The organism is Acidobacteriota bacterium, from assembly GCA_016196035.1.
In the GTDB taxonomy this organism is placed as follows: Bacteria; Acidobacteriota; Blastocatellia; order RBC074; family RBC074; genus JACPYM01.
Map to the genome: position 1 here is coordinate 102,576 of JACPYM010000029.1, position 20,199 is coordinate 122,774.

A 20,199-nucleotide genomic window follows, 5' to 3' on the forward strand; every position below is an offset into this window, starting at 1 on the left:
GCCTGCTGGGAACTCGCGCCGAGGCTCGCCGGGTTACAACTACGTCATTTATCAAACACGCAACAGGCTGGCAGCCTGCTGTACAAGGTTATGGGCACTCTCACTTATCAATCCGGCTTCGGCAACGAATTCGCCACCGAAGCCATTGCGGGCGCGCTGCCCCAAGGCCAGAACTCGCCGCAACGCGCGCCGCTGGGGCTTTATGCCGAACAACTCAGCGGCACGGCGTTCACCGCGCCGCGCGCACAAAACCGCCGCACGTGGACGTATCGCATTCGCCCATCGGTGCTGCACAAACCCTTTCGCCAAATCGGCCACGGCTTGCTCAGCAGCGGGCCGTTCAACGAAGTGCCGCCTACACCTCAACAACTCCGCTGGGATCCGTTGCCGGTGCCGGATGAGCCGCGCGATTTCATTGACGGACTGGTTACGCTGGCGGGCAACGGCGATGTAGGCGCTAATGTGGGCATCGCCGTGCACCTTTACGCCTGCAACCGTTCGATGCAGGGGCGTTACTTTTACAACGCCGATGGCGAGTTGCTAGTCGTGCCGCAACTGGGGGCATTGCGCTTGCACACCGAACTGGGCGTACTGGATTGCGCGCCGGGCGAAATCGCCGTGTTGCCGCGCGGCGTCAAGTTCCGCGTCGAACTGTTGGAGGCACGGGCGCATGGTTACGTTTGCGAAAATTACGGCGCGTTGTTGCGGCTGCCTGAACTGGGGCCAATTGGCGCGAATGGCTTGGCGAATGCGCGCGACTTTCTGACGCCCGTTGCCGCGTATGAAGAGTTGGAAGGCGACTTCCGCGTGGTCGCCAAGTTTCAAGGCAATTTGTGGGAAGCCGAGAGCGGCCATTCGCCGCTGGATGTCGTCGCGTGGCACGGCAACTATGCGCCGTACAAATACGACCTGGCGCGCTTCAATACGCTCAACACGGTCAGTTACGATCATCCCGATCCTTCGATTTTCACGGTGCTGACTGCGCCGGCCTCTTTAGGAGTGGGCACGCCGGGCACGGCCAACGTGGATTTCGTGATCTTCCCGCCGCGTTGGATGGTGGCTGAAAATACTTTCAGGCCACCCTGGTTTCATCGCAACGTGATGAACGAATTCATGGGTTTGATCTTTGGGCAATACGACGCCAAACCGGCCACGGGCGCGGGCAGCTTCGTGCCGGGCGGGTCGAGTTTGCACAATTGCATGGCGGGTCACGGGCCGGATGCCGAAGCCTTTGCCCACGCGAGCAGCGTCGAGTTGAAGCCGGTGAAGTACGAACGCACGCTGGCCTTTATGTTCGAGTCGAATTGCGTGCTGCGTCCGACGCGCTTTGCAATGGAAACGACTACGTTGCAAGCGGAGTATTGGCAGTGTTGGCAGGGCTTGCAGAAGCATTTTGAAAAACCATAACGAGGCTGAGATATGGGTTGGGCGCTGGGGCACATTGCAAGATTGAAAGCGGGCGAAACGGTCGCGTTCCGCCCGCGCGGCAATTCGATGACGGGCAAGATCGAATCGGGACAGCTTTGCACGGTCGAACCGGTTGCCGCTGAAACGCTCAAGGCCGGCGACATCGTGCTGTGCAAAGTGCATGGGCACGAATACTTGCATTTGGTCAAAGCGATTCAAGGGAAGCGGTTTTTGATCGGCAACAATCGCGGCGGGATCAATGGCTGGATCACGGCCAATGCTATCTACGGGCGCTGCATCAAAATCGGAGATTGAAGAAGCACTTATGGATTACGCCATTCGCGCACTGCTCACCGAATTGATTGATTACGCCGGGTTGTTTCCACCCGCCGCGTTGAACATGAACACGGCAGTGCGCAACTACGCCGCTTATCGCCAGAGCAATCACCGCTGGCTGCTGGCACACTTCGTTGTGCCAATGGCGCGCTTGGGCGAATTTGAAACAGCGGCAGCGGAGTTGTTGCCGACAGAAAGCCCGTGGCAATTGAGCGCGTTGCTCGGCAGCGATTGGCAAAATGATTTGGCGCAGATAGCGGCGTTCAATGAACGCCATGCCGGGCGCGCCGTGATTGACACTGTCGAAGGCAAAGCCGAAACCAGCGCGCAACTTGAATCGTTGCGCCAAACCTTGCCCGCTGGATTGACAGCTTATTTTGAAATCCCGCTCAAAGACGACCCGGCAGAATTGATCACCACGCTCGCGCAAACCGGCGGACTAGCAAAAGCGCGCACAGGTGGTGTCACAGCAGAGGCGGTTCCATCCGCGCTTGAACTGGCACGTTTCATTGCGGCCTGTGCCAAAGCGGAAGTGCCGTTCAAAGCCACCGCCGGATTGCATCATCCCTTGCGTGGCGCATACCGGTTGACCTACGCGCCGGACAGCCCGACCGCGACGATGCATGGCTTCTTGAATGTGTTTTTGGCGGCGGCCTTCGCGCAAAGCGGCATGGACGTTGCGCAATTGATCGAGGTGTTGGAGGAGCGTTCGCCCACGGCCTTCACCTTTGAAAGCGGTCGCGTCGTCTGGCGCGACGAAGAGTTGGTGCGGGCGCATTTGATTAACGCGCGGCATTTGGCGGCGCTAGCGTTCGGCTCGTGCTCCTTCACCGAACCGGTTGAAGACCTGCAAAAACTCGGACTGTTGTGAGGAAGAAGTAAGCCGTAGTCAGGATTGACTGAATGCCGGGACGGATTGACAGGATTCAAACGCCACCCTGTTAATCCTGTTGGCAATCCTGTTCATCCTGTCTAAACCTGCCCGACTTCAGCGGTGAACTTATGAGCGATTCGATCAACGAAACCCACGATCCCAATTTGCAAAGCTGGGTCGAATCGGCCAACGACCCGGCCACCGATTTCCCCATCCAAAACCTGCCGCTCGGCGTGTTTGTCGAAGACAGCGAAGACCTGCCGCGCCTGGGCGTTGCCATCGGCGATCAGGTGCTGGATTTATCCGCCGTGGCCGAGACGCTCTGGGATGATGCGGATGATGTCATCGCGGATGCCTGCGGCTATGAATCACTGAATTACTTGATGCTGTGGGAACCGCAGCATTGGTCTGAACTGCGGCGGCGTGTGAGTGAATTGCTGCGCGCGGACAAGCGCAACACCAAACGTTTCTTGATCGAAGGCTGCCTGCTTCTGCAAACCGAAGTCGAAATGCTGTTGCCGGCGGAGATCAAGAATTACACCGATTTTTACGCCTCGCTTTACCACGCAACCAATATCGGCAAGCTATTCCGGCCCGATCAACCGCTGCTGCCCAATTACAAATGGGTGCCCATCGGCTATCACGGGCGCGCGTCCTCGGTGGTCGTCAGCGGCGCGCCGGTGCGCCGTCCATCAGGACAAACTATGGCCGACAATGCTGACAAACCCGAGTTCGGGCCGAGCAAGGTGCTCGATTACGAACTGGAGGTCGGCCTTTTCGTCGGGCAAGGCAATGCGCTGGGCACACCTGTCACCATTGACCAAGCTGAAGAACACATCTTTGGCCTGTGCCTGGTCAACGACTGGTCGGCGCGCGACATACAGCGGTGGGAATACCAGCCGCTGGGGCCGTTCCTGTCAAAAAGCTTTGCGACTTCGATTTCGCCATGGATCGTGACGGCAGAGGCGCTCGCGCCGTTCCGCGTGCCGGCCTTTCAACGCACAGCGGGTGATCCCGTACCGCTGCCTTACTTGGATTCACCCTACAATCGCCAGCAAGGCGGCTTCGACATCAACCTGGAAGTCTGGCTGCAAACGCCGCAAATGCGCGAACACAATTTGCCGCCGCACCGCCTGAGCCAGAGCAACACGCGCGATCTTTACTGGACGCTGGCGCAACTGTTGACGCACCACACCAGCAATGGTTGCAACCTGCAACCCGGCGATCTGTTGGCGAGCGGGACGGTGTCGGGCGCGACGCCGGATGCGTTTGGTTGTTTGCTGGAACTGACAAAGCGCGGGGCCGAACCAATTGCCTTGCCCAACGGCGAGACGCGGCGCTTTTTGCAGGATGGTGATGAAGTGATTTTGCGCGGCTGGTGCGAAGGTACAGGCTTCCGGCGCATTGGGTTTGGCGAGTGCCGTGGTGTGGTGATGCCCCCCGCCAACTGACCATTTCAATGGGATAACAATGCCAATAACCGACAGCGAAACCCTGACCTTACTTTTGCAACGCGCCAGCTCCGGTGAACAAGCCGCCGTGGACCAACTTCTTTCGATCGTGTATCCCGAGTTGCGCCGCATGGCAAGCAAACGATTGCGGCTGGAACGATCCGACCACACCTTGCAACCCACAGCACTGGTCAACGAAGTCTACCTGCGCCTGTTTGGCGCGCTGCCCATTAACTGGCAGAACCGGGCGCATTTTTTTGCCCTCGCCGCCAAACACATGCGCTTCATTCTGGTGGAACACGCGCGCAACCGGCGCGGCGGTGCGCAGTTCACTATTTCGCTGGAAGGCGGTGAAGACGGCGAGCCGCTGCAAATTCCCGTTAGCTCCAAGCAGGATTTGCTCGAACTGGACGAAGTCTTGGGGCAACTGGAAGCGATTGACCCGCGCGCCGCACACGGCGTGGAGTTGCGCTATTTCGTTGGCCTGACGCAACAGGAGATTGCCGAGATACAAAAGATTGACGTCGCCACGGTCAAACGCGATTGGGTCTTTGCCAAAGCGTGGTTGCATAGCCGCCTCAAATCTTCTGCCTGATGTACAGCAAGCTTTCCAGCTTGCTGTTGGTCGCCTGCTGATGACTGGCGTGACTTCCGTATGTTCACGCGGCAAGTTCGCAGCAACCTGGAAAGGTTGCTGTACACGCAAACCGAAACGCTGGCGGTGGCAGCCACAGCGCGCCATGACTGCCGCCACTCAGAAATACCCTGGGCTGCGGACACTCGAAGATTCACTTTCTGGGTTTGCTCTCAGCCGCCACGAGTTCCAATTCCCGCTCCAATGTGTCGAACTGCTCCTGCAACTCGGCCAGTTTGGCCTGCTCCGTGCGCCACGCGACTTCGAGTTGTTGCTGCCGTTCGCGGCTGCGGTCAGCCTCTTGCCGGGCGTATTCGCGCTGGCGTTCCAACGCGCGTTTCAGGCTGTTGTACGACTGCGCTAGCGCGGCGCGCTGTTGCGGGTCGGCGGTTTCATTGATCGTGGCGAGCAAATCTTTCAACTCGTCTTCGTCACGCGTGTCCTGCGCGTGCTGGATGACGGATTTGAGCTGCGCGATTTCTTCGCCCAGGCTGTCCACGCGCGCCTGTTGCCGCGCCAGCCGCTCGGTCAACGTCTGCGCGCGGTAGGCGTTGACATAGGTGCGCTGCAAGACGGTGCGTTGCAGGCGTAACTCTTCGAGGATGGCGCGCAGCAATTGCACGTCGGGCGTGGCGGCAACAGGCGATGTGGCGGGGGATTGTGTTTGCGCCTGTGCCGCCAACGTCAACACCAGGCAAATACCAATGAACGACAGAATCAATTTCATTTTTGACATCGCAAGATTCTCCTGGAAGGGCCGGGAGCTTCGACAGACATGCGCCAGACGAGGCTCCCGGCAATTTGAGGTTATGGGCAACGGCACGCTGCGCGCTGCTTAGCGCAACGTGTAGCTCACGCGATAAGGCGACACGGGACGGCAATCACAAATACCGCCCAGAATCGGCCGCGGCGGTGTGTACGGGCCGGCGAAATACAAATGCCGGTAGTCCGTGACGACGACCCGCCCGGCCCCGCCGTTGACAAACGTGATTTCCAGCGTCGCCACCCCGTGAGATTGCGGCGTGTAGCCGTTGATCCGCTCAAAGGCCGTCAAATTGGTAATGACCAGCTTCTTGCCATTGGTCACCGTGTACCAGCGCGCACTGCTCTGGCTAACCCCATCCACACCCAGCCTGAACTCGGTCAGTCGGCCCGTGCCGCCATCATTCACCGGGTCGAGGTAGAAGCTGAGTTGCGTCAAAGCTCCGCCGCGAATGCGCCCGAAGAATCCGCCGCGCACCGTCCCTTGCAACGCGCCGCCAGCCGAAACGTATGAGATCGTGCTGCTGCTGCTGCCGAAGTCCATGTCGGGCGGCAACCCTTGCGCCACCGCCGTATTGGCCGCCAGACCCAATAGCAGCGCGCAAACCAGCGCTTGGCTCAGCCGTAGGAAGAAGTTGTAATTGAGTGTCATGCGATTTGCCTCCGTGAGAGTTCGATACGTTGAAGTGGAAAAGAACCGGACGGCTGCCCTGTTCTTTCGCTGTTTGCCGAAGCGGCGCGTTGCCGCCTTCACTCCCTTAAGCGCAGGTTTTTTGGAAAGTAGCGCACGGGCGCTTATATTTTTTGTGCGGGCGGGCTAAGCTCACAGCCGTTCGCCGTTTTCGATCCTTAGCGGAACCATCATCACAAGGAGTTTGCTTATGTTCGCTCGTGCTTTTCGTGCTTCAGCTTCTGCGGCCAAGCCGTTGTCGGGTTCGTTGCGTGTGTTTTGGCTGCTGGCGTTTTTCAGTGTTGCGCTGAGTGCGGGTTGGCGGGTGAACAGCAACGCGCAGACCGGGGCGGCAAACCAGTCGCAAACGAATGCCGCACCTTTGGTTACATTGGAACTGGGAAAGCCGATTGAGCGTGAGTTGGCGGGCGGGCAAAGACATGGTTATCAAGTCAAGCTCGAAGCCGGACAATACTTGCGCGTGGTAGCCGAGCAGCGTGGAGTTGATGTAGTGCTGTCAATGTTCAAGCCTGATGGCACAAAATCTTTTGAGATTGATAGCCCTAATGGAACCGAGGGAGAGGAAAGTATTGCGACTGCCGCTGATATTGCAGGTATTTATCTTATTGAAGTAACAGCGCCTGACACAAAGGTTAAGCCGGGCAAATATCAAATACAGGTTGGCGAATTACGAAAGTTGACTGAAGAGGAATTGAAACTTCCCAGCCTGCTTCAGTCAATCAAGCGTGAAATGGCAGGAGGGCAATCGCACGACTACAGTCTGGCATTAGGCGCTGATGAATATCTTTATTTCTTCGCGAAACAAAACAATTTAGATGTCATGTTGACAATCTTCGACCCGTACGGAAATCGGCTTGCCCGCTTTGATAACACCTACGGTGCAAGGCTTTCACAAGACCTCATGTTTGTAACTACTGTGGCGGGCGTTTATCGGCTTGAAGTGAAAGCAGTCGAGAAAGAGGCAAAAGCTGGTAGCTATGAACTGAGGATTGTTGACTGGCATTTTGCGACACCAAGAGATCGCGATCTAGCGGAAGCAGAAAAATGTTTCAACGAAGAAGGCTTTTTGCGTGAAGAAATAAAGTTCAATGAGGCGATGCTGGCAGCAGAAAAAGCCTTGGCGTTATACGAGAAAATTTACGGCTCGGAACATGTCATGGTTGCGAATGCGCTTCAGTCGCTGGCATTTATTCATCACGAGCGTGGGGAGTTGGCAAAGTCCGAACAATGCTTTCTGCGTGAGATCAAAATACGCGAGAAAATAGACGGTCCAAAATCCATTTGGATTGTGAGGCTCTCTTATCACTTGGCAAACTTATATCTCGACATGGGGGAATACACACGGGCCGAGCAGTTTTATCAGCGTGCGTTAGACTTGCGGAAAAACTTCTCTTATGAGCGGCTTTATCCGGCACGGGCGGCAATTCTGAATGGCCTGGCCTTGGCTTACCGCAACATGGGTAGTTATGAAAAAGCCGAGCCGCTATTTCAAAGTTCTCAGGAGACCTTTGCCAAACTCGGTGGCCCAGAAAACTCGGAGAACCTTGATAGAGCTTATGTGTTCAACAACCTTGGAGTTCTGTATCACTGGAAAGGCGACGTTGAAAAAGCTGTGGCCGCTTACGAGCGTTCTCTCGGGATGATGGAGAAGGTTGAAAGCATTGATGTCGTTGCCCCGCTCAGCGGCCTCGCCCGCATCTACACCGACAAACAAAATTACGATCGGGCTGAGCCTCTTTATCAACGTGCCTTGGCGATTCGAACTAAGTCTCACGGTGCTGATGGGTATAGCACGGCTTTCGTCTTGAGAGACTTTGCGCAAATGTACGGCGCGCAGGGAAACTACGACCAAGCCAGTTCGTTCTATCAGCGCTCCATCGAAATCTTTGAGCGACTGCTCGGCCCCGAACACCCGGACTTGGCTGGAAGTTTACTCGGACTTGCCAAGGTGGAGCGAGACCATGGAAACCTGCGCGAAGCTTTGGCGTTGTTCGAGCAGGGTGTTGAGATCACCGAGAAAAACTTTAGGAAGAATCTGGGTGCCGGATCAGAACAGCAGAAATTGAACTATCTGGCGCGCTTCAATCCCCTCATCAATGACGCCATCACGCTCCACGCCCGCTATGCTCCCGGCGACACACAAGCGCGCCGTATGGCGTTGACCAGTCTACTTCGTTTCAAAGGACGCGGGCTGGACGAGATGACCGACACCATCGCCTTCTTGCGTCGTAGCACGCGGCAGGAAGATCAGACATTGCTGGAGCAACTCGCTTCCGCCCGCTCCCGGCTGGCCGTGCTAACCTTGCGCGGGCCGGAAGAGCGTACAATGACGATCTATCGTGCATTGCTCATTCAATTGGGAGAAGAAATTGATCGATTGGAAAGCGAGTTGAGTTCCAAAAGCGACGAAATTCGCGCACGGCTACAACCAGTTACACTGGCGGCTGTGCAAGCCGCCCTACCCGCTGAGTCGGCTGTTGTCGAGTTCGCGCTTTATTCGCCAATGAAAAGGCTGACACGGCAGCAGGACGCGCATTACTTGGCATACGTTCTTTCATCTCGAGACGAACCACGCTGGGTCGAACTCGGCGAAGCAGCGGTTATTGACCAAGCGGTAGACCAACTCCGGCAATCGCTTTGCCGCCAACAACCCGGCGAATCACGCTGCCGTCCGTTAAGTCTGAGCGAAACCCGTGCTAGTGCTCGCAAACTGGATGAGTTAGTAATGCGCCCGATCCGCAGATTGTTGGGCGCGGCCAGACATGTGCTCATCTCTCCTGACGGGGCGCTCAACCTTGTCCCATTCGCCGCGTTAGTTGATGAGCACAATAGCTACCTGACGGAGCATTATTCATTTACCTATTTGACCAGCGGGCGCGATTTACTGCGTTTGCAAATTCAGCAACCAGATAGCAACTCCGCCGCTGTGTTGGTTGCTGCGCCGGCTTTCGATAGCGCGACAGGCGGGACTGTCATGGCGCAAGTGAAAGCCGAGCAGGCGCGCGACATCATCAAACATCCCGCGAGCGGTCAACAACCGAACGTCATCAGTCAAAGCGTCAGCATGGCGCAACTCAGTTTTCCGCCATTGCCTGGTACTGCGGCGGAAGTTGAAACCTTGAAAAAGCTCCTACCACAAGCTGACCTGCTACTCGGTCCGCAAGCTACCGAAGCGGCGTTGAAACAATTGCACCGTCCGCGCATTCTGCATATCGCCACACATGGTTTCTTCCTGAAAGACCTTGCGCTGCCAGATGCGCCGCACGGCCCGAACGGTTCGTTTAGCGAGGCATTGGCGAGTGCGCCAAGTGCGCCAACGAATGGCGAGAAGATTGAAAATCCGTTGCTGCGCTCTGGGCTGGCGCTGGCCGGTGCCAACCGGCATCAAGGCGACGAAGACGGTATCTTGACGGCACTCGAAGCTGTCGGACTTGACCTCTGGGGCACGAAGCTCGTCGCCCTCTCAGCCTGCAACACGGGCGTCGGCGAAATCAAAAACGGCGATGGCGTCTACGGCCTGCGCCGCGCCTTTGTGCTCGCAGGGTCTGAAACGCAAGTGATGAGCTTGTGGTCAGTCTCCGATCAAGGCACGAAAGAATTGATGGTGGCGTATTACAAACGCCTGTTGCATGGTGAAGGGCGCGGCGAAGCGTTGCGCCAGGTGCAATTGCAATTGCTGAAACAGCCCAAGCGTCGTCATCCTTACTACTGGGCCAGCTTCATTCAATCTGGTGAGTGGGCGAATCTGGACGGGCGGCGTTAGCACGTGAAAGATGCCGGTGGCGGCAAATAACAGAGCGGCAGCCACTGCACAGGTGGCTGCCGCTCTGTGGGCGGCTGCGGACGCGCGGGGTGGAATTCAACACGCTTTATTCGACCGAGATTTCATGCCAGGCGACCCACGAAGGGCTCAAGGTCGTGCGGACGCACAGGAAGCGAAACGTTCGCGCAATAGGCAAGGCATAGGAAAGCTGCTGACCGTTTTGCGTAAACGAGGTCAGCGTGGTGATGTTTGTCCAGACGGTAGCGCCCGCCAGCCGGCCTTCCAAGACGTGCGAAGTCTGCCCAGCCGGATTTTGCGCCACTGTCAGATTGATGCGCGATACGAGACGGTTGCGCCCCAAATCCAATTGAATCCATTGCGGCGCGAACCCGCCAGCGTTCCAGGCCGTTGCAGCATTCCCATCCGCCGCCAGAAAGGGATAGGTTGGCGCAATTGAACTGGATGCCGTCACCCGTGAGAGCGGTGCCAACGCGCCATTAATTGCCCCACCGGCTTCGCTCGCCGGATAAATCCGATTGTCGGCGCCGCGCGCCGCGTCCCACGTCCACAGCAAACTGCCGGCAAAGCTCCACAAATCATAGGCTTTGTTGCGGTGATTCTGTAACGCACCCGCAGCCGTATAAACCGTCGAATAGACTTGGTCGGAGGCGCCAAATTCACCCATCACCAGCGGCTGGTTTTTTGTCTTGGAATCCACCGCACTGCTTTTCAGGTCGGCATCAATGCTATAGGAACTGCTCGTTGGATAGAGATGCACATCCTGGAAAGAAAGCCCGCGCGCCCATACATTGAACACCTTTGGCCGCGCGGGAAACCGGGGCCAAGGGCTGCCCGATCGCATCCGCACACCATCCAGCATTTGGTTGCCTGCGGCTGCATACGTAAAGACGCTGGCCGAAACCATTGCTTGGGCATCGTTTTCACGAATCGCGGCGGCGACCGCGTTGGCCCAATACACCAGGTTGGCGTCCATACACTGCTGGCGCGAGGCGTCATTCGCCATGTCATAGGTCAACCCATTCGCCGTTTTCACCAATCCGCTGGTCAGGCTAAACGGCGGTTCGTTGGCCATCACCACCACCTCATTTTCAAGCTCATAAGCAAAGATCGTGGAGCGCAGTTCGGGGCGGATGGCGCTGACGAATTTGCGCACGTATTGCTTCTTCGCTTCGATGGCGCCTGAACCAAGATAGAAGCGATTGAAGCCGCCGATGTTCGGTTCAGGCCGGTTGACGATGGCTGAGTAATACGCCGTGTAGGGCGTGTAGGTCAGCACCGGTAGCACGTAAATGCGATGCCGGTTGGCGCGAATCAGAAAATCGGTGAGATTCGCCATGTATTCTGGCGACAGATCGGCGGATTGTGTCTGCGATGACCCGCCAACGCCCCAGTAAGGCCCGGCGTCAGCATTGGGTCGCGCGGCAAACTGAACGAAGATGCGCACGATGTTGTAACCATCGTGTTGCATCTGGGCCAGTATGGCTTCTGCCTTTGCGCTATCGTAGGCGTAGAGGTTGAACTCGCAGGCCACGCCACAGAGCGATTGAGAGATGTAGTTATTGCCCTCGGGAAAGAAGGCTTTGCGCGTAACGGTGTCAATGAATTCCGAGGGCCGCATGGGGTTGACGCCGATCCTATTCAACGGAGTTACCCACTGCCCAACAGCCCCAGACGCCAACACCATGGTTAGGGCCAGGGCGGAACAGAGAATGAAAAATCTGTGCTTGGTGAAATTGCGAGTCATGCGATTGCCTCCAAAGAGAGTTCGATGCATTGATGCAGGAAAGAACCGATTGCTGTCCGGTTCATCTGCTGACTGTCGAAGCGGCGCGTTGCCGCCTTCACCCGCATAAGCGAGCCATTGCGGCAAAAGAGCGCACGTCGGGCCAGAAAAATTTATGGCTCAATGATTCAGCCGAAACTTTGGCAAACCGGGCTGGATGCCGGATACTTGCGCGCGCTATGCAACTTGACTGGGCCAAAGCCAAGACTATTCTGAATGCCGCGCTGCAATGCGACCCAAGCCAGCGCCAAGCCTTCTTACGCGAAGCCTGCGACGCAGATGACGCGTTGCGGGCTGAAGTCGAAAAGCTCCTGCGCGCCCATGCCAACGCCAATCCTTCATTTCTCGAAAATCCGGTTTTGGCCGACACGGCCAGCTTCGTGGATGAGTTAGACAAGCTGCCGCAACAGCGGTTCGGGCCGTACCGTATCGTGCGCGAGTTGGGGCGGGGCGGTATGGGCGCGGTGTTCCTGGCCGAACGCGCGGATGGCGAATTCAACAAACAGGTCGCCATCAAAGTCATGCAGGGCGGTCTTAGCCGCGCCGAGGTCGCGCGCTTCAAACAAGAACGGCAGATACTGGCCGATCTGGATCATCCGAACATTGCGCGATTGCTGGATGGCGGCACGCAGGACGGGCTGCCTTACGTCGTGATGGAATTGGTCGAAGGCCGCAGCTTGCGCGCGTTGCTCAAAGAACAAGGCGCTTTGCCGCTGGCGCAAGCCATCGCGCTGACACAACAGGTTTGCGCGGGTTTGGCTGCGGCGCACCGGTTGGGCGTAGTGCATCGCGACATCAAACCGGAAAACCTGATGGTGATCGAAGGCGCGGGGCAACCGGCGGTCAAAATTCTGGATTTCGGCATTGCGCGCGCTAGCGCGGCAATTAGCGAATTAAGCCAGACCAAGACTGGTGTGGTGATGGGCACGGCGGCCTACATGTCGCCAGAGCAGGCGCTGGGCGTGACACACGACCAGATTGACGCGCGGTCAGATATTTATTCGCTGGGCATGGTGCTTTATGAAATGTTGACCGGACAAGTCGCCTTCACGGGCGCTTCGCAACAGGCCGTCATCGTCAAACGGTTGCAAGAACGTCCCACGCCGCCCAACCAGTTGCGCGTGGTCCCGCCTATCCCACGCGCGGTCGAAGCCGTCGTGCTCAAGGCCTTGGAAAAAGAGCGTGCCGACCGCCCGCAAACGGTCGAGGAATTGGCGCAGGCGTTGACGACGGCGAGTGAAGCGCACCCGCGACCGGCTTGGTTGAATTGGAAGTGGGCAGCCTTGTTGGTTGTTGTTTGTGCGGCGCTGGCCTTCGGCTATCGGGGCTGGCCGCGTGGACAAACGAAAATCGAGACGACAGCGCCACCAGCCAATCTGCCGGTAGCTGCGGCGCAACGTCTGACCTATCGCGTCTTCAAACGCGGCCCAAATGGCGCGACGCAGGCGTTGGGGTTGGAAGATGCCGTACGCACGGACGATGAGGTTTATCTGGAGATCACGCCGCCGTTTCAATGCGCCGTTTATCTGCTTTACGAAGACCGCCAAGAAACGCTGGTTTGGGCCAATCCGAAACCCAATCGCGCGCCGCAAATCGGACTGGCTGGTCAATTGTTGCGGGTGCCGGAGCGGGCCGGAGTCAAGCTCGACGCTCCACCACGCAAACAAAACTTCCTGGTTGTTTACGTGCCGGACAGCGTGAACTGGTCGCTGGAAGACGCTGTGCTGCCGGAACGGTTCGTGGTCAAAACGGAAGATGTGTTTATCCCGTATGCATTGATCAGTGTGGCGGCGGCGCGGCGGTTGCGCGCTCATTTGCTGAACACGGCGGAACAGCTTGAACTGACCGCGCCACCCGTCAAGGCAGCGTATGCGCTTGAACTCAAGCCAGAGGCGCGGACGCTTTATCACCGCGTGACGGTCAGGCAGACGGAGTGAGCAATGATTTACTACCTCGGAGCACCGATACTTTTAAGTTCCATCCCGAACAAGGCCACGTCATTGATCCCAAGTTTTCCCGGCTTGTTACGACGAAGAACTGTTATTAGAGAGGCACGTTTCTTAACATCCCAAATTGGATCGTAGGTAGGAAGGACGACTGGTTCCCAAGTTGCCCAACTTGGTGCGAATTGCTGTTTAGCGGTGTGGGGCAGCACTCTCTCTTTTAGTTTAATGGGGGTCTTCTTGCGCTTACTTTCTTGCCATAGCTTTTCAATCAATTCCCACTCGGAAGGGGCGAGTTCTCCCTTTCTCTTTCGACCTGCTTCTTCAAGGAATGGGATAGAAGATCTTGAAATCAAAATGCGAAGCGACTCTACTCCTGGCGGACCGGCGAACGCCATAAAAGAGTTCGATTCTACAGGCACAAGGTAACGTTGATGTGGCTTAATCAGATATTCCTTCTCTCGAGAGTTAGGAAAGAGAATTCCTGCTCCCCCAGATGCAACACCGCTAACAACATAAAGGTAACCACCAAAATTGTTGGATAACAACAGCTTGACTCTATCACCAGAGTGAAAGACATGGTTTGGCCGGACGGGCAATAATAAATCACTTTGGTCAGCTTGCAGCAATTCCAAGTAAATTCCGTCCACTGAGGCCTGCGCATATTTTTTGATGATCTCGCTCTCTGCCTTACTCGTTTGTGCCACACAGGAAAACGGAATCAGGCAAACACAAAACAAAGCTATCAATGATTTGCTCATTGTTGTGTCGTTCCTTTCGTTCCGCCATTTTTCATATTGATCCTGAACATCGCAACCTTGTTTCGCACTAACTTGCCGCCTGCACCTTTTTGCTGGCGCAACGTCACGAGCGCGGTCTTTTTCTTCGCATCCCAAACCGGATCACGGCTTTCCATGGCGCGCGAAGATTCCATTTTTATCGTACTGCCACTGATGCCCGGCGATTGCGCGTTGCCGTCCTGCCACCAGCGTTCGAGCGCTGCCACTTCGCGCGCGTTGAGCGTGCCGTCAGCGCGTTTGGCCGCCGTCGCGAGAAAGGCGATGGGTTGGCGCGAGGTGAAGACTTTCAGCACTTCGGTGCCGGTGTTTTCGTCGAACGCAAACGCGCAGCGATTGGGGAGCAGATATTTTTGGCGAGGTTTGATCTGATTGTCTTCGCCGCTGCACGGGAAGATGACGCGCTGGGCGCCGCTCGAACCATAGTTGACGATATACAGATAGCCGCCGAAATTGCTTTCGAGCGCAAGTTTGATTTGCTCGCCGGTCTTGAATTCGCGTTGCGGTTCGACGGGCAGCAACGCGCCGTTCGCCTGCACGAGCAGAATGGCCAACTCGACGCCATTCACTTTGCCGCTCTGATAATTATTGACGATGTCGCGCGCAGCCCGGTCGTCTGGCGCGGCGGCTTGGGCGAAAGCCAGCAGCGGCAGGATGCAAAGGAAAGAGAGCACGGCCATCAAGCGGGCCTGGGGTTTCATCGGTTGATCCTCCTCTTGTTCATTATCGCCGGTGCAAGACAGCGGCGATAGCGGTGTTTCGCTTACCCTACTTCATAAAGCGAGCGGCGCGGGGAAAAGGGCGCAGCCGGAAATTTTTATTTTTTGTGCTATCAGTCATAGCCCCGATTAAGCGGCGGTTGTTTGCCAGCGCAAACGCTTGTGGCAAAATACGTCGCACCCCTGGGATCAACAACGCATCATTATTCAGTTGGCACGAGTTCCCATGTACAACAAAGCAATTTCCAAAATCTCTATCACGGTCCTCTTCCTGCTATTGGCGAGTTGGCGCGTGGCCAGTCATCCGGCTTACCAGAATATGTACGCCAATGACCCGCGCTCCAAACCGGAGTTGCGCACTGATTGCACGATCTGCCATGCGATTGAGGGCAAGGCGAGCCAGCCGAATTTTCTGAGCGAATTCGGCAAGGCGTTCAAAACCAATCGCAACCGGTTGAGCGATGAATTGCGCACACGGTTTCCCCGGCTGTTCAATCAGTCTGACAATCCGGTGTCGGGCGTGCCGGTTGAGACGCTCAAAATGGCGACTGCCCAAGTGGTGATTAACATCTCTGTCACCGATGCCAAGGGCAAGTTCGTCACCGGCCTGGACAAAGACGCCTTCAAGTTAAGCGAAGATCAGCAGCAGCAGGAAATGGTCGAATTCTTGGGCGAGGATGCGCCGCTGGCCGTGGCCGTGTTAGTTGATACGTCGGGCAGTGCGCTTGAGGCTGATTTGCAAAAGGCGCGCAATGCCGTGCTTGACCTGGCGAATCGCTTGCGGCCAAACGATGTGCTGGCCGTTTACACCTTTGGCGAAGGCGGCGTGCAAATGGTGCGCGATTACTCGCAAGGCGTGAAGGATTTGAAGCCCTTGCTGAAAAAGCTGCAAGGGCAAGGCAACACGCCGCTGTTTGACGCCGTGTTGAATGCGACCGAGGATTTACGCAAACGGCCTGAACGGCGGCGCGCGTTGGTGTTGATTTCAGACGGCGCCGATAGCGAGAGTCAGGCGACCTTACGCGAGACCGAGAAGCAGACCTTTCTGGCGGGTGTTTCGATCTACGCAATTGATCTGATCAATACGCAAAAGAGCGCCAGGCGCTCCGCCGAACGGCAGGCCGCCGCCCAGGTCTTACAGCAATTGACCGAGGTCACGGGAGGCCGTTACATCACCACCGACGGCGGCTTTTTCCTGCTGACGAGCCGGGCCAAGTTGAAGCGCATTTTTACCGACCTGATTGACGAATGGCATAGTCAATACACGATCACTTATGAGCCGAACAACGTGCGCCAGCAGGGCCGTTGGCGCACGTTGCGCGTGCAATTGGAGCAGGCCGATCTGACAGCGCGCACGCGGCTGGGGTATCGTGAGGCTGTCCAATAACGCTTGAGCCTGGGTACGCACCGCTTCCAGCGTGCGGTCTTGGCAGCGGGCGTATTCCTTCCGGTAGGAATTCGTCACTTGCCGAGACTGCACGCTGGAAGCGGTGCGTACCCAGGTGGCTTCATGACAATTATGAGCATTGAATTGAACTTCTTTTTGCAACGCGACGAGTATTACGCCGCGCTGGAATTCTTCCGCAACCGGCGGCCCAACGCCTCTGCCGACAAACTGGTTGGGGCACTGCTGATTTTGTTGGGCGGCGCGCTGTGGCTGGTAACAGGGAAGGGCGCGCTTTTTGCCATCTTTTTGATCGTCGGTCTGGCCGTCGCGCTTTTGTCGGCTCCGCTGCGGCGGGTGCTATTCAATCAAAAGTGGGCGCGCGAGCCGTTGTTTAGCACCGAGCACACCATTGCGGCGGATGAGCAGGGCGTCTTCTTTCGTATGGGGCAGATCGAATCGAACCTGCCGTGGAATTACTACGAAAGCTTTCTGGAAAGCAGAGACGGGTTCTTGCTGGTTTATGGCGACTCGTTCAACTTCCTGCCGAAGCGCGTGTTTGCCGGGGAAACGGCGCAACAGCAGTTTCGGGAATTGATGGCGAAAAAGCTAACGTAAGCGGTCTTCCTCAGTTTTTCTCCTACACTGCCTTCCAATCAGCCTGACACTAGAGGATTAATCATCACTATCGTCAGGCACTGCTGGCCTATAGCGCGGGTAATATTTCAGTGCCAAATCGTCTTAATTAGCCATCCTTTCCTATCTCTATTTCTGCAAAATGGTCAGCTTGCACGATGCCGGACTTTGAAAAATTATGTATTCATACATCCGCGTCACCGAGGACGGCTGACGCAGTTAGTTTTGGGGGGGAGTAACGGCTCGGTTGGCAAAGGCGGCCAACAGCATCCCAGGTCAAGTTTGAAAGCCGGGTCGTTACCAGAAAACAAACTCAAAACATTCCCAAAAATTTTCCCACGAAGAAGCTGCCAAGCAAAGCGTCTCTTTCGTTGGGGAGCAATTGATCTGGTGTTGGAGGGTGGCATGGAAAAGCAGGAGATCATCAGGACTCCCGAAGCGAAAGGGATGCGCACGCAAATTTCCGACAAATCAGCGGTCATCACGGCCAAAGAGTTGCCAGTGCGCCTTGGGTTTCAACTCAATGAACGCCGCACGGCTGCGGTCGGACATTACGATTCCGAATCAGAATATTGCCAGGCAAAACAAGCAGCGGTAGCGCGTCCGCCCGCCACGCGGCGCACACGCAACCAGCAGGCTGACGCGCAACCCGCCGATCCGGCGTTGATTTTGCAAAGCTTGCGCCTGCCCACTGATTTTGCTGGGACAGAGACTGCGGGTTGGGCGCCGCCAGATGGGGCGATGGCGGTTGGGCCAGGGCATTTGCTGGTGGCTGTAAATGATACTTGCGTCGTGTTTGATAAGTCAGGCCGGCAGTTGCTTTTCGTTGAGTTGAGCGATTGGTTTGCGCCTGTCACGAACTCGGTCGGCGAGCAAATCGAGATTTTCAATCCGAAGGTCGTTTTTGATCATCAGCGGGGTTGCTGGTTGCTGGCCGCCTGCGCGCGCAACGCCGATCACACGCAAACGCGGTTTTTACTGGCGGTGTCACAGAGCAGCGATCCGCAAGATACGTGGTGGATTTGGTCGCTCGACGCCAGCTTTGATGGTTCCTTGAAAACCAGCCATTGGGCCGATGGCTTGGGGCTGGCCGTAGACAACACGGCGGTCTATCTGACCGCGAACATGTTCGACCCGCAGGCCCGCTTTGTTTACGCCAAGATTCGCACCCTGTTCAAACGCGAGGTTTATACCGGCAGCGCCTTGCACGGCTGGGATTATTGGGATTTGCGCAATCCGAACGGCACGCCTGCCTTTGGTGTGACACCCGCGCTGAATTTGGGCGGAACGGACGTGCAACATTTTCTGAACACGTTGCCCGACGGCAAAGGCCTGGCGCACTGGAGCATTCAGCACGCCGCCCAACGTTCGCCCCAACTGAGCCGCCGCCATCTGGCGACGCTGGAATACCGGCTGGCCCCGAACGGCAAGCTCTTCAATTCCGACACCGAAGTCGAAACGGGCGACACGCGTTTGAGCAACGTGGTTTTTAGAAATGGCTCGTTGTGGGCCGCGCATACCGTGTCGGCCAATTGGGGCGGCGATACAAATGTGGCGGCGATCCAATGGTTTCAAATCAATCCGATCACCGGTTCGGTCACGCAACAGGGCGTGTATGGCACACCGCACGCGCATTACTTTTGCCCGTCAGTGATGGTAGACCGGCACAACCGGATGATGCTGGTTTTCAATCGCACGGGGGAAACCGAATTCCCCGCGATCCGTTTCACCGGTCGCCGCGCCAGCGACCGCCCGAACACGCTGCAAGCGAGCGCTCTGCTCAAACAAAGCCCTGTGCCCGGCGGCAAAGTGTGGAGCGCTTGCAGCGGCGCGTCGCTTGATCCGAGCGGTTCCGATTTCTGGATCATCGGGCAGTACTCCATCGGTCGCAACGAATGGGCGACCTGGATCGGCGAAACGGCTTACGCCCCGCGCGCCACGGATTACAACACTCCTTCCGTCAGAAGCAGAAGCAGGGGTAGACGCGCTGTCTACGCCTGAGGCTGCGAATTGTGGGTCTAACTTGAAGCGGGTTCACACCTGTGTTTCGGACGATTGGCACCCTGTCCGGCACGCAGATGTGGCCCGCTAATTTTTTTGTTCAGCGCCTACGCAGCCAATACATGTTTTTCAATCGCTTTGGCGACGCCGTCGGCTTCATTGGTGTCAGTCACTTCAAAGCCCATCTGCTTCAATTCATCTTCCGCATTCCCCATCACAATGCCCGTGCCGGCATAACGCAGCATCGTCAGATCATTAAAATTGTCGCCGATGGCGAGGACTTCTTCGCGGGCGATGCCATGCTGGCTGGCGATTTCGGCCAGGCTGTCGCCTTTGGAAGCGGTGTGGCTGAGCGCGTCCAAAATCGTCAAATCAATCGCACGATAGCGCGTTTTGAAAAGCTGAATCCGGTCGCTCAGCACCGTTTGCAACTGTTCGGCAAACGCATCCATCGGATCGCACGCGCCCGAAAACATCATCTGAATCGGATCGTGGTCGAGGTAAGTGAGCAAGTCTTCGACCTCGCGCACGGCGTGCCAGTACTTTTCCAGGTAACGCTGCAAGGCACGGTTGCTGGCCGAAATGCCTTCCAACACCATCACGCCGTGACCGTGCGGGTCGTCGCAACAAATCACATCCGCGCCGAATGCGCGGCCCGCGTGCACGACCTGCTGCGCCAACCCCACCTTGAGTGGGTGATAGCCCAGCGTCGCCAGTGTCGTCACGTCTTTAGTCAACGCGCCATTGTGCGAAACCAGCAGCACGTCCAATTGCAATTCCTGAATCAGTTGATGCGCTGAACCAAAGCGGCGACCGGTGACCAGCGCGACCTTGACACCTTGGGCTTGCGCAGCGGTGATAGCGGCGCGCGTGCGCGGCGTGAGTTCGCTACGATAGGTGAGTAATGTCCCGTCAATGTCGAGCGCGATGAGTTTGATTGGCATAGCGCGAAGCTACCATCCCACCTAAGACAATTTCAAATTCGGGATTTGAAATT

16 protein-coding genes are annotated in these 20,199 nt (G+C 56.8%); 10 read left to right on the forward strand and 6 right to left on the reverse strand.

Annotated elements, in window-relative coordinates:
• Window positions 1–90: 90 nt before the first annotated feature.
• From HY011_09705 to HY011_09725, 5 genes are all read left to right on the forward strand, one after another.
• Complete coding sequence (locus HY011_09705) at window positions 91–1,407, forward strand: homogentisate 1,2-dioxygenase (GenBank protein MBI3423202.1); 1,317 nt, start codon at window positions 91–93, stop codon at window positions 1,405–1,407.
• 12 nt (window positions 1,408–1,419) lie between these two features.
• The gene (locus HY011_09710; GenBank protein ID MBI3423203.1) at window positions 1,420–1,722 is read left to right on the forward strand and encodes a S24/S26 family peptidase; all 303 of its coding nucleotides are present in this window, start codon (window positions 1,420–1,422) and stop codon (window positions 1,720–1,722) included.
• Between the two features lie 10 nt (window positions 1,723–1,732).
• Window positions 1,733–2,614: a hypothetical protein gene (locus tag HY011_09715; protein ID MBI3423204.1), complete on the forward strand. Its 882-nt coding sequence runs from the start codon at window positions 1,733–1,735 to the stop codon at window positions 2,612–2,614.
• Window positions 2,615–2,745: 131 nt separating this feature from the next.
• Complete coding sequence (gene fahA, locus HY011_09720; protein ID MBI3423205.1) at window positions 2,746–4,068, forward strand: fumarylacetoacetase; 1,323 nt, start codon at window positions 2,746–2,748, stop codon at window positions 4,066–4,068.
• Between the two features lie 19 nt (window positions 4,069–4,087).
• Window positions 4,088–4,663, forward strand: a complete 576-nt coding sequence (locus HY011_09725; GenBank protein ID MBI3423206.1) for a sigma-70 family RNA polymerase sigma factor — start codon at window positions 4,088–4,090, stop codon at window positions 4,661–4,663.
• A gap of 193 nt (window positions 4,664–4,856) precedes the next feature.
• Here the strand turns inward: HY011_09725 and HY011_09730 are convergent, their stop codons facing one another.
• A complete protein-coding gene (locus HY011_09730; protein MBI3423207.1) occupies window positions 4,857–5,438 on the reverse strand; it encodes a hypothetical protein in 582 nt (193 codons plus the stop codon).
• A 99-nt stretch (window positions 5,439–5,537) separates the two neighbouring features.
• Window positions 5,538–6,116: a hypothetical protein gene (locus HY011_09735; protein MBI3423208.1), complete on the reverse strand. Its 579-nt coding sequence runs from the start codon at window positions 6,114–6,116 to the stop codon at window positions 5,538–5,540.
• Between the two features lie 229 nt (window positions 6,117–6,345).
• Between HY011_09735 and HY011_09740 the strand changes: the two genes are divergently transcribed.
• Window positions 6,346–9,918 carry a CHAT domain-containing protein gene (locus HY011_09740; protein ID MBI3423209.1) on the forward strand — a complete coding sequence of 1,191 codons (3,573 nt, stop codon included), beginning with the start codon at window positions 6,346–6,348 and terminating at the stop codon, window positions 9,916–9,918.
• A 106-nt stretch (window positions 9,919–10,024) separates the two neighbouring features.
• Here HY011_09740 and HY011_09745 read toward each other — a convergent pair whose 3' ends face one another.
• Window positions 10,025–11,683: a discoidin domain-containing protein gene (locus HY011_09745; GenBank protein MBI3423210.1), complete on the reverse strand. Its 1,659-nt coding sequence runs from the start codon at window positions 11,681–11,683 to the stop codon at window positions 10,025–10,027.
• Window positions 11,684–11,901: 218 nt separating this feature from the next.
• On the opposite strand from HY011_09745, the gene HY011_09750 reads away from it, so the two are divergent.
• Window positions 11,902–13,659: a serine/threonine protein kinase gene (locus HY011_09750; protein MBI3423211.1), complete on the forward strand. Its 1,758-nt coding sequence runs from the start codon at window positions 11,902–11,904 to the stop codon at window positions 13,657–13,659.
• 11 nt (window positions 13,660–13,670) lie between these two features.
• On the opposite strand, the gene HY011_09755 is transcribed toward HY011_09750, so the two are convergent.
• Entirely contained in the window at window positions 13,671–14,426 is a 756-nt protein-coding gene (locus tag HY011_09755) for a DUF4384 domain-containing protein (GenBank protein ID MBI3423212.1), read from the reverse strand.
• The gene (locus HY011_09760) at window positions 14,423–15,163 is read right to left on the reverse strand and encodes a DUF4384 domain-containing protein (GenBank protein MBI3423213.1); all 741 of its coding nucleotides are present in this window, start codon (window positions 15,161–15,163) and stop codon (window positions 14,423–14,425) included. Before HY011_09760 ends, HY011_09755 begins: the two co-directional genes overlap by 4 nt.
• 244 nt (window positions 15,164–15,407) lie before the next feature.
• On the opposite strand from HY011_09760, the gene HY011_09765 reads away from it, so the two are divergent.
• The 3 genes from HY011_09765 (at window position 15,408) to HY011_09775 (ending at window position 19,202) form a co-directional block, all read left to right on the forward strand.
• Window positions 15,408–16,568 carry a VWA domain-containing protein gene (locus HY011_09765; GenBank protein MBI3423214.1) on the forward strand — a complete coding sequence of 387 codons (1,161 nt, stop codon included), beginning with the start codon at window positions 15,408–15,410 and terminating at the stop codon, window positions 16,566–16,568.
• Window positions 16,569–16,700: 132 nt separating this feature from the next.
• Window positions 16,701–17,183, forward strand: coding sequence for a YcxB family protein (locus HY011_09770; GenBank protein ID MBI3423215.1), 483 nt, complete (start codon window positions 16,701–16,703; stop codon window positions 17,181–17,183).
• A 423-nt stretch (window positions 17,184–17,606) separates the two neighbouring features.
• Complete coding sequence (locus HY011_09775) at window positions 17,607–19,202, forward strand: hypothetical protein (GenBank protein ID MBI3423216.1); 1,596 nt, start codon at window positions 17,607–17,609, stop codon at window positions 19,200–19,202.
• Between the two features lie 107 nt (window positions 19,203–19,309).
• Here the strand turns inward: HY011_09775 and HY011_09780 are convergent, their stop codons facing one another.
• Window positions 19,310–20,146: an HAD family phosphatase gene (locus HY011_09780; protein MBI3423217.1), complete on the reverse strand. Its 837-nt coding sequence runs from the start codon at window positions 20,144–20,146 to the stop codon at window positions 19,310–19,312.
• Between the last annotated feature and the right edge of the window lie 53 nt (window positions 20,147–20,199).